Origin of the sequence: Kaistia algarum, assembly GCF_026343945.1 — a bacterium.
In the GTDB taxonomy this organism is placed as follows: domain Bacteria; phylum Pseudomonadota; class Alphaproteobacteria; order Rhizobiales; family Kaistiaceae; genus Kaistia; species Kaistia algarum.
In genome coordinates this window covers 772,916-787,005 of record NZ_JAPKNJ010000001.1, presented here as the reverse complement: position 1 = coordinate 787,005, position 14,090 = coordinate 772,916, and the positions used below count along the sequence as shown (strand labels likewise).

General features: G+C 63.7%; 11 protein-coding genes. 6 read left to right on the top strand and 5 right to left on the bottom strand.

Going from position 1 to position 14,090, the window contains the following annotated elements; genetic code table 11:
* Nucleotides 1-4: 4 nt before the first annotated feature.
* The 4 genes from OSH05_RS03930 to OSH05_RS03915 form a co-directional block, all read right to left on the bottom strand.
* The gene (locus OSH05_RS03930) at nucleotides 5-2,098 is read right to left on the bottom strand and encodes a hypothetical protein (RefSeq protein WP_104217480.1); all 2,094 of its coding nucleotides are present in this window, start codon (nucleotides 2,096-2,098) and stop codon (nucleotides 5-7) included.
* 445 nt (nucleotides 2,099-2,543) lie between these two features.
* Nucleotides 2,544-2,990, bottom strand: a complete 447-nt coding sequence (locus OSH05_RS03925) for a GFA family protein (RefSeq protein ID WP_104217481.1) — start codon at nucleotides 2,988-2,990, stop codon at nucleotides 2,544-2,546.
* Nucleotides 2,983-6,186, bottom strand: coding sequence for a GH36-type glycosyl hydrolase domain-containing protein (locus tag OSH05_RS03920; protein WP_104217482.1), 3,204 nt, complete (start codon nucleotides 6,184-6,186; stop codon nucleotides 2,983-2,985). Before OSH05_RS03920 ends, OSH05_RS03925 begins: the two co-directional genes overlap by 8 nt.
* A 13-nt stretch (nucleotides 6,187-6,199) precedes the next feature.
* Nucleotides 6,200-7,261 carry a mannonate dehydratase gene (locus OSH05_RS03915; RefSeq protein WP_104217483.1) on the bottom strand — a complete coding sequence of 354 codons (1,062 nt, stop codon included), beginning with the start codon at nucleotides 7,259-7,261 and terminating at the stop codon, nucleotides 6,200-6,202.
* Nucleotides 7,262-7,646: 385 nt separating this feature from the next.
* On the opposite strand from OSH05_RS03915, the gene OSH05_RS03910 reads away from it, so the two are divergent.
* Both OSH05_RS03910 and OSH05_RS03905 read left to right on the top strand, forming a co-directional pair.
* Nucleotides 7,647-8,564, top strand: coding sequence for a fatty acid desaturase (locus tag OSH05_RS03910; RefSeq protein WP_266352045.1), 918 nt, complete (start codon nucleotides 7,647-7,649; stop codon nucleotides 8,562-8,564).
* Entirely contained in the window at nucleotides 8,561-9,373 is an 813-nt protein-coding gene (locus tag OSH05_RS03905) for a phosphate/phosphite/phosphonate ABC transporter substrate-binding protein (RefSeq protein WP_207778687.1), read from the top strand. Before OSH05_RS03910 ends, OSH05_RS03905 begins: the two co-directional genes overlap by 4 nt.
* Nucleotides 9,374-9,476: 103 nt before the next feature.
* Here the strand turns inward: OSH05_RS03905 and OSH05_RS03900 are convergent, their stop codons facing one another.
* A complete protein-coding gene (locus tag OSH05_RS03900; RefSeq protein WP_104217486.1) occupies nucleotides 9,477-10,631 on the bottom strand; it encodes an acyltransferase family protein in 1,155 nt (384 codons plus the stop codon).
* A 295-nt stretch (nucleotides 10,632-10,926) separates the two neighbouring features.
* On the opposite strand from OSH05_RS03900, the gene OSH05_RS03895 reads away from it, so the two are divergent.
* From OSH05_RS03895 to rfbF, 4 genes are read left to right on the top strand one after another with little or no spacing between them, the layout of a single operon-like run.
* Complete coding sequence (locus OSH05_RS03895) at nucleotides 10,927-11,865, top strand: NAD-dependent epimerase/dehydratase family protein (protein WP_104217487.1); 939 nt, start codon at nucleotides 10,927-10,929, stop codon at nucleotides 11,863-11,865.
* Between the two features lie 2 nt (nucleotides 11,866-11,867).
* The gene (locus OSH05_RS03890; protein ID WP_165801458.1) at nucleotides 11,868-12,263 is read left to right on the top strand and encodes a GtrA family protein; all 396 of its coding nucleotides are present in this window, start codon (nucleotides 11,868-11,870) and stop codon (nucleotides 12,261-12,263) included.
* The gene (locus tag OSH05_RS03885) at nucleotides 12,260-13,285 is read left to right on the top strand and encodes a glycosyltransferase family 2 protein (RefSeq protein ID WP_104217489.1); all 1,026 of its coding nucleotides are present in this window, start codon (nucleotides 12,260-12,262) and stop codon (nucleotides 13,283-13,285) included. Before OSH05_RS03890 ends, OSH05_RS03885 begins: the two co-directional genes overlap by 4 nt.
* A gap of 19 nt (nucleotides 13,286-13,304) precedes the next feature.
* A complete protein-coding gene (gene rfbF, locus OSH05_RS03880; protein WP_104217695.1) occupies nucleotides 13,305-14,081 on the top strand; it encodes a glucose-1-phosphate cytidylyltransferase in 777 nt (258 codons plus the stop codon).
* Nucleotides 14,082-14,090: the final 9 nt, after the last annotated feature.

Below are 14,090 nucleotides of genomic sequence, written 5' to 3'. Positions count from 1 at the left end.
GTCCCTATTTGCGCTTGGCCGTTGATGCGCCGTCGTCCTTCTTGCCCGAGCCGCCCTTGAAGGCGACGCCGAGCGCGGCGAGCTTCATGCGCTGCGCCTCCGCCTCGTCGAGGCCGGTGATGCGGGCGAGGTCGGCGCTGCGGAAGGTGAGCACGTCTTCGAGCGACACCGCCTTCGCGTCCTTCTTGAGATAGCCGGCAACGCGCGACACCACCTCCTTCGGCAGTTTCGAGGCGCCCTGGCTGCGGACCAGTTCCCGGCCGAGCCGGCTCTGGAGCACCTTGTATTCGAGCTGTTTGGCGAAGAAATTCGTGTCGATGAAGCGCTGCGGCACGAGCGTCGGATCGTTGAGGCTCTTGAGCGTCTCGGTCCGCATATAATTCGAGAGTTCGTTGACCTGCTGCAGCGTGTAGCGCGATTCCGAGACGCGTCCGAGTGGCATCGAGGCTGCCGCCGGAGCCGCTGCCGCAATGGCCGCGCGGGCCTTCTCGGCACATTCGACGCAAGGCTCGCCATCGACCGCGTGCGTATGCGCGGCCATGGCCTGCATCGGCGCCGCGCCGGCATTGGCACTGGCATAGCGTGTCGCATAATTGGCCGCGGCGCGCGAAACAGCGAGATGCGCGGGGATCGGACGGATCGCGACGACCATCTCGTTGAGATGGCGCTGTCCTCGGTCCGAGGCGCAGCAACAAAGGCCGCGCGTCGTGATCATCAGCACCTGCTCCTCGCCGATCTGCTTGGTCGGCGTGGTCGAGATGAGGTTGACCTGAACCTGGCGCCGCGCATGGCCGGCCCAGGACTGGATCGTGTCGGGGCAATCGACGCAGACCTCGCTGCCCTCGTAGCAGATATGGCCGACTGCTTGGGCGTTGATGTTCAGGGTGTGGCCGTTCGGCGTGACGACGACGCTGGTCGAGCCATGCGTCGCCTCGTTGATCAGGTCATTGTAGGAATCGATCCGGTAGCCGGCCGGCGCATCATAGGTGACGGTGTCCTGCTTCTCCGTGCGGTAGCACTGGTAATGCACGTCCCAGCATTCGATGAAGCAGGCGCGGGCGCCGACAATGCGTTCGGCCGGAATGTCATGATCGGTTGCGACCGGCGCATTGGCCGAGGCGATCGAGGTCGATTCCGACTTGCGGTCATAGTCCATGATCGGCGTCGTGGTCAGATGGCTGGTGTCAAGCCGGAGCGCGACGCAGAAATCTTTCTGCTCCTTCAGTTGCGCGACGACGAGGAAGAATTCCTGGATGCCCTCCACCGGGCGGGGACCGCGCACGAAGCCCGAGGGTTCTTCTAGGACGTGCGGCCTCGGCTGCACGAAGAACACGGCCCGGTTGGTGCCGAGATGATAGCTGTCGAGCAGATGATACATCTGCGAAATCTGGGTCGAGAACGAGAAGGTCTCGCGCTTCTCCGTGCCGACATCGGAGGAGCGCGAGGACATCCCTTCCTGCGCGTTGAGTTGCTTCGTTCCCCATTGCCCGTTCGGGGCCGTATAGCTGAAGCCGCCGCCCGTGCCGGCATAGGAGCCTTGCGCGCTGACGCCGCCGCCGCCCATGTCGACGTCCAGGATCTCCATCGACTGCGTCGATCCGCTCGATTTGGTGACGTTGAGCGATTCGATCGAGCGCGACTGCTTTTCCTTCGTATCGGTGGCAAGCTCGTAGAGTTCGCGCTTCTTCGGCTCGAAATCGATGAAGAAGGGATAGTCGCCGCGCGGCAGCTTGCCCTCGCCCTCCTTTGGCCCGACCAGTACCTGCAGGATCGCGCCATGGCAGGGATTGTAGGAATTGAGCAGCTCGGTGAGGCCGGGGATCGTCGTCACGTTGACGCCGTTCCAGTCGATCGTGCCCTGGACCTCCTGGTCGAGCGGCTGATAGCCGGTGAGCGTCGCGGTCACCTTCAGATAGGTAATCCGGTACTTGGGATAGATCTGGTTTTCTTCCTCGGGGAGATATTTGAACACCGCCATCGACGTCTGCCATTTGGCGGGAAACCGCTCGTCGCAAATGCGCGGATCGATCATGTCCTCCGTGACGCAGATGCGTTCCCACGGTATGTCGGTCGGCAGGCTGAGCTTGAAATTCGACATGAGAAATCTCCCCCTGGAGGTCGGGCGCTGGCGCGGACATAAGTGCGCGTACCCCGTCCGGCCACCGGGCCGGGCAGGCGAGCATGCGGCGGCGACCGGTCGCGACGGGACATGCCCGTCCAGCGCGCCCAAGACCCGCGCCGACACGATTCATCGCTGCGTCTTTTCAAGCGAGCCGATACAAAGCCTCGGCCAAGCGTTCAAAAGGGTCAGGTTCTATTGTTGGGTTGTCGAATTAAATCGATTTTGACGACAACCAATCGTAGAAATTGAATTATCCAGCGCTCTCAGCCTGGATTGACATCAATTATACGGAACGTCTACTGACGTAATACTGAAGTCTCGACGAGCCGATGATGCGGCGAAGCCGGGAATACGTCAAGCCCCTGGACTATGGGCTTCGACAACCCACGGAAGAGTCTCGGCTTTTTGACCCTGGGCAAGCTCAGTCGCCCGCCTTGACGACATGCCCCTCATATTGCGGGAGGTCGTCGTTGATGGTGTACCAGGGCGCCTTGGAGCCGACGAAGATATGGACTGAAGGGCGGATCGACGGTGTGTCGAGGAGCGTGCCCATGCCGACATGGATGAAGGCGGCATCGCGCACCAGCGAATAGAGGAACGAGCCGCAGCGGCGGCAATGCGCATCGTGAGCATCCGCCGAACCATGAAGGAGGAGGTCGTCCGCTCCGGCCGTAACGCGCAATCGCCCGGCCTCGATAGCGGCGATCGGCTTGAAGGCCGCGCCAGTGGTCCGCCGGCATTTCCCGCAATGACAATTGAGCGCGTAGAGGAATGCGTCCGGCACTTCGTAGCGGACGGTGCCGCAAAGGCAACTGCCGGCAAGGCGGCGCGGCCCGGCCTCGGTGCCGCCCTCGCTCGCGTCAGGCATGGCCGGTCTCCTTCCCATACCAGCGCCGCCGTCCCGCGAGTTCCCGCAACAGGAGGCGCGTGAAGATGCCGGGGCCGCTCGAATAGATGCGCCAGCCACCATCGAAGGCGATCGTGCCCTCAACCGCGCGAGGCCAGTCGCGGCTTGCCGCGTAGCGATCTGGGAAGGCAGCGTCGCTTGACGAGAAATAGCTGTTGCGCTGGCGAAGCGACGCCGAGGCGACGTGGCGGGTCACGCTGACCGGATTGACGCGCGCGATCTCGGCCGAAAGCTTCGCCCGCTCGCCGAGCTTTGCCAGCACCTCGCAATGGCGCAGATGCGCATGGACATACATGAGGCCGATCTCGCGGCCGAAGAAGGACGAGGATTCGGCGCGGCGGAACAGGGTTTCCGGGCCGCCGCGATAGGTGACGGGCCTGTCCATCAGGCGGACGCCATCGGGGAAGGCGAGGTGCTTTTCGATGAGCGCCAGATGATGGCGCGCCTCGGCCTCGTCGAGCAGCCCGCCGAGGATCGCCTGCGTCATCGCGATCAGCGAATAGGAAAGGCCCGTTCGCGTGTCGCTGGGGTGCAGCAGGTATTGGGTGGTTCCCCCTGCCGGATCGAACAAGCCATAGCCGGCGACGACACCGTCCGCGACGAGATGCTGGCGGAAATCGTGCCGGATCGCGCTGGCGAGGTCGGCGAGGTCCTGCCCGTGCTCGGTCTCCCCGGCTCGGCTCAGGATCGCGCCATAGCGCGCGACCTGCTCATGCAGCAGCCCCGCGGTCCAGCTCGATACCATCCAGTCGCGCAAATGCGGATCATGTGGCTGCAAGCTGTCGTTCCAGTCGCCCTCGCCATAGCGGATCAGATGCGTGCCGGGAATGAAGCGGGCCTTGGCGGCGGCAAGCAGCGTTTCGACATGGGCGCGGATCGTCTCGGCCGGCCCTTTCACCTCGCCGCCATGCCGCCAAGTGACCTTCGCCTCCAGGACGGAGAGATCTCCGGTTTCCTCGATATAGTCGGCAAGCGCCTTGAGCGGCCAGATCAGGATGTCGCCATGCGCATCCCCGGCGCGAATGCTGGAATAGGGCGGCAGCATGAACCATTGCGGCCAGTCGCCGGTCGAAGGGTCCTGCTCGGCGAACAGCGTCAGCAATATCTCGCGGACGGTCGCGTCATGGCCGAGCGCCAACAGGAACTCGAGCGGTCCCTGGCAGACGTCGCGCGTGCCCCAGGCGGCTCCTGTATATTGCTCCAGCCCGTGCGGAACCGTCAGGTGCACCATGGCGTCATGCGCCAGCCAGGGCAGGAACAGATTATGCGCGGCCGTCTCGGCATCCTTGCCGGGAAGGTTGGCGTCGCGCGTCACATGGCTCCAATAGAGCCGCGCCGGCGCCAGCAGGTCCTCGTCGGATCGACCGCCGGCATAGGCATCCGCGAGCCGCTCGGCCTCGGCGGCGTCGGTCATCGACCCGGTCACGGCGAAGACGAGGCGGTGGGTCGGCTTCGAGCGGAGCACGACATGGCCGCCGGCGTCCGCTGAATCGCCCAGGGCCAGCAACTCGGCGCCGCCGATCGCCTCGACGGCCTCCGGCGTCGACGTGACGAGATGCATCGTCGCTTGCGGATAGCGTTGGCCCCAGAGCCAGTCGGAACCCGGCCGGAACGAGGCGCGAAGGCGTGCTTCGTCGATCTCGACCGTGCCGCTCTGTTCATATTCGCGCTCGCCCATCACGAGATGGCCGAAGACGAGGAATCGGCAGGCCGGCCCATCGACGGTGACCGACCATTGCATCGCCGCGCCCTCGCCGGATGCGATCGCCTGCACCTCGATCGTGCGGTCCGTGAGGCGGTAAAGCCAGCGGCAGTCGGAAAGGCCGATCTCGAACAGCGACGGCATGGCGAGCAGGCGCCAGCCCTCGCCCGTGTCGACGAGGATGTGCAAACCGCTGCCGCGCGTGATGCCGTAAGGATCGCGCGAGACCGAGAAGAGCTTGTGGAACGAGGTGTTGCCGATGGTGAGCTGCGCCGAGAACACGCCATGCATCCAGGCGGTCGAGGCGAGCGTCCGCTCGTCCAGCGTCATGCCCTGGCCGCTGCGCAGGATCGCTCCATGCCGCCTCGCGACGAGATTGTCCTTCGCCGCGAGTACGATATGGCGGTTCTGTGCACCGTCCCGCACGAAGAACGACAGCAATGCGCCTGTGGCTGTCTCTTCCTCCAGACGTTCCGGGTAACGCGCCGTGATGTCCGCATCCGCCATGGGCAAGGCTCGGAGCAGCGGCGTATCCTGGACGAGGCTGCGACCTGCGGGTGCGGTCGCGACGACGAGGCGGGGCAAGGTGGCGGCACGCTCGCCGAGCGGATCAAGCTGCGCGAGGTCTCCCTCGCCGGACGCTTCCGGGTGGTCCGGCAGGAAAAGAGCGAAGAAGGAAATCGTGGCGCGCTCGCCGGGCTTCAATTCCCGCGCCGCCGACAGGATCGCCGGCGCCGCCACCTCATGCTGCAGCCGCTCGCCCGGAAGCACCGTGCCGAAGGGAAGGTCAACCACGCCTGCGCTTCGATAAAGCGGCCCGAAGAGCTGCATCGCATCCGTGGCATAGCCGACGCCGCCATCGAGGCAGCCGATCGCGATCCAGGGATTGCGGCTGCCCTGCTTCAGGTTCTGTCGGCTCATCACGATCGCGCCGAAGCGCGGATGCTGCATCGGCGCGTGGTCGATATATTGCGAGGCATAGGCCTCGCTGCCCATCAGGAAGCCGCGCCCGCCAAGGCCGAGATCCTGGATGAGGACGAGATCGAAGGGGAGGGCGCTGTCGCCGCCATTCTCGATCTCGACGCGCCAGAAAAAGGCGGCCTGCTCGGGATCGAGTACCAGTTCGGCGCGGTGGCGGATGCCCTCGGTCTCGCCCTCGAAGACGAAGCCGTTTTCGGCCGCGCCGATGCGGCAGCGGGCCGCCGGGCCGACGATCTCGGCGACGAGTGGCGAGGACCCGCCGGTGCGCAGCAGCAGCCTCCCGATCCCGCCATGAACCGGCGAGCCGAGCACCTGGTTAATCATAACGGCGCCGTCCGCACCCCTATGGCCAATCTCGAAGATCGAGCCATTCGGCAGCCGCGAGATGTAAAGGCCCGACGGGCTGGTGGCCGTAGCGAGACCCAGTTGCCCGTCGCGGGGCGTCGTGAAGCTTCGCATCGTCGCTGCCGTCATCTTCAGCTCCCTCTCAACGTCCGCCGATCAGCGCCTGCATGTAGCCCATGGCGAAGGCCATGCCCGCATGCCAGGGCGCCGGGCAACTCATCTGCGGGCTGTGGTCGGGAATGAGCACGCCCTCATAGCCATTGCGGCGCAGGATAGCGACGACGCGGGCCATGTCGATGTCGCCCTCATCGATGAAGGTCTCGTGATAATGCGGCACGCGCCCCCGCACATTGCGGAAATGCAGATAGGCGATGCGCCCCTGCTGCGAATAGGTGTCGACGGCCTCATAGACATCGCCCTCGCTCATCTCGGCGACGGTCCCCAAGCAGAATTCCAGCGCATTGGCTGGCCGCGGCACAATGTCGAGGAGCCTCTGATAGAGCGCGGGCTGGTTCACCAGGCGCGGTTGGCCGCGAACCATGTCGAGCGGTGGATCGTCGGGATGGGCGGCGAGAGTGACGCCGGCCGCCTCGGCGATCGGCACGATCCGTGTCAGGAACTCGCCAAGGCGCTGCCAGAGCTGTTCGCTCGTGACCGGCGGGCGGATGCCGGTCGCGTGCTCGTCGACGACCATGTTCCAGGCCATGGAGGTGGGCAGCGGACTTTCCGTCTGCTCGTTCCGCCCGTCGAGGCCGACGGTCTGCGCGCCGCCGCGCGCCTTGTTCTCGATGATGCGTCCGGCGACACCGGCCAGGCTGAAATTATAGCCGAGCACCTTTATGCCGGCAGCGCCGAGATTGCCGATCACCTCCGCGACCGTGGCGTATTGCTCCTCCTTGCGCGGACCGTCGAAGAGAATGTCGCACCAGTGCAGCGGGTCGAAATTCTCCACCGCGAAGAAGGTCAGGCCGTGCCTGGCCATCCGCTCGCGGATGTCGACCAGTTCATCGACGCTCCACACCCGCCCATCGGCAAAGCCCCATCCCGATGTGTCGCCTACCGGCTGGTCTGTCTTCGAGAAGCGGTCATTGTTGCGGAAATAGTCGCACATATGAACGACGACATGCGTCGCGCCGCATTGCCGCGCGAAGGCGAAATGCGCGTCGTCGAGCATGTGCCGATAGAGGCCGAAGCCGATCTTCATGGAGAGCGTTTCCTTGATTCCCGCCGGTCCTGTTCCCTGACCGTTTCGGGGAGCTTGGCATTGTGACGGCATGTCCGGCAATCCGGCCGGAAGCTGTTCTTTGCAAGCCGCGCGGGGCTGACGAAAAACGCTTCTCAGAACAGGTCGAGGATTGCATTTCGTTTCGTTCTTCCAGCGTGCCGGCTCGGCTAGGCTTCGATGGTCGACGCGGCCGATCTTCGATGGCACGCCACACAAGGAGCCTTCCTAGACGGGCCTCGCCTTGCGGCCCTTTCAGTATAATCCCCGAACCTGTTGAAATCCCGTCATGTCGGACCTTCTAGCCGGCGGAGCGATAGCTCGCCGCAACGCCAGAACTGTGCTTGCCACCCGGAAATCTGCTGCGGTGGAATGGCCGACGCTGGCGCTGGTCGGGGGTGCCTATTCGGCATGGCTGGCGCTCACCTATTTTCACGCCGCGCTGCCCTGGTGGATAGTCTCGCTTGTCGGTGCCGTTCTGCTCGCGCTGCATTCCTCGCTCCAGCATGAAATGCTGCATGGCCATCCGACATTCTCGCGCCGGTTGAACTGCCTGCTCGCGACGCCGCCGCTGTCGCTCTGGCTGCCCTTCGAGAGCTATCGCATCTCCCATCTCATCCATCATCGCGACGAGCGCCTCACCGACCCGCTCGACGACCCGGAATCGCGCTATTGGACGGAAGCGGCCTGGCAACGACTCGGTCCGATCGGCCATACACTGATCCTGGCGCAATCGACGCTGCTCGGCCGGATGATTCTTGGCCCGGCCTGGAACGTCGCCTGCTTCTGGTGCACCGAGGCCGGCGCCCTGTGGCGCGGCGAAGGGCCGGCGCGGCGCATCTGGCTCGCGCACATCGTCCATCTCGTTCCGGTGGTTCTGTGGCTCGTCTTCGTCGCGCGGATGGATCTCGCCTTCTACGTCTTCGCCATCGTCTATCCTGGTACCTCGATCCTGCTGATCCGCTCCTTCGCGGAGCACCGCGCCGAGGCGTCCGTCATCGAGCGCACGGCGATCGTCGAGAATGCGCGCCTGCTCGGGCCGCTCTTCCTCTTCAACAACCTGCATGTCGTGCATCATTCCCTGCCGACCCTGCCCTGGTATGCGATCCCGGAATGGTATCGCCAGAACCGGGAACGGCTGATCCGGGAAAATGGCGGCCTCGTCTATGCTTCGTATTTCGACGTGGCCAGGCGCTATCTCTTCCGGCCGCATGACGCGGTAGCCCATCCGTTCGGGCGCGCGCCGCTTGCCGACGGCGCGGCCCTGTCCGACAATGGGTCATGAAAGCGACGTCGCCGAGGATCGTTTCTCTGCCGATGTACGGCGTCAACCGCCGATCGGTTGAACGGCTCTGGGAAGGCTTTGCCGACCATCTGCGCCGGACGGGGCTAGAGGCTCCGGATCATCTGGACTGGCCCGAGGACCTCGGCGAGCACTGGCGTCGGCCCGATGTGCTCCTGAGCCAGACCTGCGGCTATCCGCTCGTCGAGGGGCTTTGCCGTGACGTGAAAGTGGTCGGCGCGTTCCAGCTCTCTACCGAAGGCTGCGATGGCTTCCACTACCGCAGCCGGATCGTGGTTCGGGACGCCGATGCCGGCCGCGCGCTGACCGACTTCCGCGGCCGCGTCGCTGCCTTCAACAGCACCGATTCGCAATCGGGCTATAATTCGCTGCGCGCGCTGGTGGCCCCCCTGGCTGAGCGCGGCCGCTTCTTCGGCTCCGCCATCGAAAGCGGCGCCCATCGCCGCTCGCTTGAACTCGTCCGCTCCGGAGCCGCCGATCTCGCGGCGATCGATTGCGTTACGTTCGCCCTTGTCGAACGGTTCGAACCGGCAGAGTTGGATGGTCTCTGCACGATCGGCTGGACCGAAGCCGCGCCGGGCCTGCCACTCATCACCTCGGGTTTGACAAGCCGATCCGATCTCGAAAACCTTCGCCGCGCGATTGAGCGGGCCATGGCCGATCCGGCTCTCGCGCCCATCCGCGACACGCTCTTCATCTCCGGCTTCAGCCGGCTGGATTTGGCCGATTATGCGCGGTGCGCGCAGATGAAACGGACGGCGGAGGAGCTCGGCTATCCGCTGTTGGCTTGATCCATCCCGCTCTCCGGCAGGGCCGGGTGGCGGACGGACCCGCGGTCTAGCCTTCGATGCCACAGCTTCGGGCTTCGTGCCTCTGCAATCGATCAGACCTGCGTCAATGCGTAACGTCGCTGGCTGTGGCCGACTTCTGCCGGTTCGCGGTGAAGACGCGGTCGCGAAGGTTCATGAACGGTATTTCCCAATAGCGATTCAGCAACGTCGCAATGCCTATGGTGAGCAGCCAGTAGCAAAGATAGGCGACGTAAGGTCCGCGCCCTGCGGCAAATGGAAGGGAGGGAAGCAGGGTCAGCATCACGAGCGAGAAATGAACAAGATACATGGAATAGGAGATTCGGCTGAAGAAATAGATGACCCTCGCTCCGATCGAGGAATTGCCGCGAAGCGAGGAAAGAAGCGGAAGCAGGAGAGCGGTAGCGAGGGGAACGACGGACAGGGACAGATATTTGACGTAGAAGCCGCCCTGCATGAACAGAACGCGGTCGATCACCAGGATTGCCAGCCCGGCTGCGAGCATGCGGCGTGGTGCCAGGCGCCACAGGAACGGCGCGTACCGCTGCCCATAGACCGCGAACACGCCGATCGCGATCGCGTCGCTGTAGGTCAGCACCCGCTTGCGCAGCAGTTCGTCCCATTGCTGGAAGCTGCCGATGTCGTTGGAGGCGGCGACAAGGGTTCGGACGGCCGTGAAGCCGAGAATCGCCACACATATCATGAACAGAAAATATCGGCGGCGAAGGTCGGGCCGCAAGTGGCGAAGCAGCAGGAATGCGGCAAGCGGAAACACAAGATAGAACCATTCCTCCAGGCTTAGCGACCACGCCTCAGGGAAGAACGCGGGGTGGATCTGGAATAGATTCTGTGAGAACAGGAAATAGAGCGGCGCTTCCGGCGGAAAGGCCTTCCCGGATAGGACGCTCAGCAAGAGCAGAAACACCAACACGAGATAGTAATTGGGCAGCGTGCGGAGCCAGCGTCGGATCCAGAACCGACGAAGAACGCTCCAATTGGCGCTCTGTTCGACGAAGACGTCGATCACGATCCGGCCGATGAGATAGCCACTGAGAACGAAAAACACCGAGACGCCATCGATCGCGAAGGCGAAATAGACGTCGGACGGAAAGAAGTAATAGCCGTGGAGATAGACCACGGAGAGGATGGCGACGGCTCGCATGATGTCGAGGCCGAACGAGCGCGAACCTTGGTAAGGCTGCGCCGTTGACGGATGGGCGTCGGCAGTCGGATTAACCATTGGCGCCCTGATCTTACAGAACGCGCACTATTGGTTCGTTGGACGTTTCTCACTACTGGCCTGTAGTTGGAGCATCTGCCCGTAACAATCTAAGGTTGTTTTTTGGTTGCAATCGCTCGATTTTCGAGCTTCCCGAACGTCGTGGTGGTCGCACGCCATCGACTTCGTCTCACGAGCGGACAATGCAGGCAGTGAGGGGGGTTGCCAGGCGGCGAGCGGTGGGCAATCTGGCGACGCTTGGCGCGAGCATCGCATTTGGGCTTTCCGCACCCTCATCCACCACGGGGAACAATCCTTGAAAATCCTGCTCACCGGCGGTTCCGGCTTCATCGGCTCGCATCTCGGCGAGGCGTTGCTGGATGGCGGGCATGAGGTTGCCGTTCTGGTGCGAGATCCGAGAGCCTGGCGTCTCGATCCATGGCGGGATCGGGCGGTCATCCTGGCCGGCGATCTCGGTTCCCCCTCCGGCTGGTCGCAGGCGCTGGGCGACTTCGCGCCGGATGCCGTTGCCCATCTCGCCTGGAGCGGGGTTGCGGGCCGCGATCGCAACAGCGCCTCGCAAGCCGACAATATTTCGCTGTCGACCGATCTTATGGAGATCGCACATCGCGCCGGGGCGACAATCTTCCTCGGCCTCGGCTCCCAGGCAGAATACGGCCCACGCGAGGGCGCGATCACGCCGGATGCCCCGACAGCGCCGACCACCGCTTATGGCGAAGCGAAGCTTGCCGCGGGTCGGCTTCTCGCCAGTTCCGCCGAGAGGCGAGGGATGCGGTTCGTCTGGTTGCGCGTTTTCTCGACCTATGGGCCGCGCGACAATCCACACTGGCTGATTCCCTCGTTGATCCGTGATCTGGCGGCGGGAAAACGTCCTCCTATGACGGCCGCGGAGCAGCGATGGGACTTCTTGCATGTCCGCGACGCGGCGCGGGCACTGCGCCGTGCGATCGAGATGCCGGCAGCGCGGGGCATCTATAATCTGGGTTCGGGAAGTGCGCCGCCGCTGCGCAGCACCGCCGAGTTCATCCGCGATGCCGTCGATCCGGACTTGCCACTCGGGATCGGCGAGGTGGCCTATCGGCCGGATCAGGTCATGCATCTCGAGGCCGATATCTCGCGGTTGCGGCGCGATCTCAACTGGGAGCCTGAAATTCCGCTCCGCGAGGGCCTTGCCGAGACTGTTCGGTGGTATCTCGACAATCTCTGGATCTACGACGAAGCCAAGGCAGGATGACGATGAAGGCCCTCGCAATCCGATTGATTCAACACCGGCCGGCCCGGTTCATCGGCGTCGGCATCCTCAATACGATCTTCGGCTATCTGGTCTATCTGTTCTGGATCGCCGTCGGCCTGAGGCCGGAACTGGCGCTCGCCGTCTCCACGTCGATTGGCGCCTGCTTCAACTATGTCACGACCGGTCGCCTGGTGTTCCGCCATTCATCGCCGAACCGCATCGTGCACTTCTTCGCCTCCTATGCCGCACTCTACGTCGTCAATGCGCTCGCGCTTCGCGAACTGGTCGCGGCGGGAGTGCGCCCAGCCCTGGCGCAGGGCCTTCTCGTGCTGCCATTTGCGATTATCTCCTATCTCGTGTTCAAGTTCATCGTCTTCAGGCAGAGGGAGGGCTCATGAAGCGCCGGCTGATCAGCGTCGTCTCGCCCTGCTACAATGAAGAGCTGAATGTCGAGGCGTGCTACGAGGCGGTGCGACAGCTGTTCGACGCCGGCGGGCCGCTCGAACAATACGACTATGAACACATCTTCGCGGACAACAGCTCGAAGGACCGCACGGTCGATATATTGCGCGAGATTACTGCTGCTGATCCGCGCGTTCGCATTGTCGTAAATGCGCGAAACTACGGACCCTTTCGCTCGACTTTCAATGCCATGCGCCATACGCGCGGCGAGGCGGTCGTGCCGATGCTGCCGGTCGATCTGCAGGACCCTCCAGAGCTCATTCCCGACCTCGTCGAGCGCTGGGAGGCGGGGTATCTGCGCGTCTACGGCGTGCGGGCCAACCGGGAGGAGGGCGCAGTGATGCGCTTCCTGCGCGGCGCCTACTACGGCATGGTCAACCGCTTCTCCAATATCGACATTCCCGAGAATGTCGCGGAGTTCCAGCTGCTGGATCGCAAAATCGTCGATTCGCTTTTGCGCTTTCGCGACTATTACCCGTATATCCGCGGCATGATCGCCAATGTCGGCTTTGCCAAGGAGTCGATCGCCTTCGAATATACGTGGCGGGGGCGGCGCGCCGGCATATCCAAGAACAAGGCCTATGACCTTGTCGACCAGGCGCTGAACGGCATCATCTCGTTCACGAACTTCCCGATGCGGCTTGCGATCTTTCTCGGCTTTTCACTCGCTGCCCTCTCGGTGCTTTATGGCTTCGTCCAGCTCATCATCAATCTGATCTCGCCGCATCTGGCTCCGCCGGGCATTGCGACGCTGATCGTGGCGCTGTTCTTCCTGTCGGGCGTCCAGCTCGCTTTGATCGGACTGCTCGGCGAATATATTTCCGCCATTCACTTTCAGGTTCGCCAGGGTGACGTTCTCGTCGAGCGCGAACTCATCAATTTGGAGCCCCTGGGGGGCGCCGCAGATGGGGCGAGGGATAGCCGGCAACAAGACCGGCTGAGCGCGAGGGAGGCGTAGCGCCATGGAATGCCATGAGTTGAAGGCGGTCATCCTGGCGGGCGGGCTCGGCACCCGCATGCAGGACCTGACACGCCTGATCCCGAAGCCGATGATCGAGATCGGTGCGCACCCGATCCTCTGGCATGTGATGAAAGTCTTCGGCCATTACGGCGTCGCGAATTTCTGCGTCGCGCTCGGCTATCGCAGCGAGATCGTCAAGGAATATTTCGCCAATTACCGCTTGCGGCACAATTCGGCCCGCATCGACTTGAGAACCGGCTCGGTAGAGATATCCGGCACGGATACGGAGGACTGGATCGTCGATCTGGTAGAGACCGGCGCGCTGACTCAGACGGGCGGCCGTGTCGCCCGGTTGAAGCCGCATCTCCAGGATGCACCCTTCTTCCTCACCTATGGCGACGGCATCGCCGATGTGGATGTGGCGGCGCTCTACGCCTTTCATCGGTCGCATGGCCGGATCGCGACAGTGACGGCGGTCCGCCCGCCCTCGCGCTTCGGAGCGCTCGATATCGGCCCGGATGGCCGAGTCGGGCAGTTCACCGAGAAGCCGGTCTCGGGCGACACCTGGATCAGCGGCGGTTTCTTCGTCTTCGAGCCGCGCGTGTTCGATTATCTCACCACCGACGAGGATTGCGTCCTTGAGCGGGCGCCGCTGGAAAGGCTGGCGGCGGATGGCGAACTCGTCGCCTATCAGCATCGCGGCTTCTGGCAGGGCATCGATACGGCGCGCGACGTCGAGCATGTCAACCGGCTCTGGGAGGGCGGCAACGCCCCCTGGAAGGCATGGGCCTGATGTCGTGTA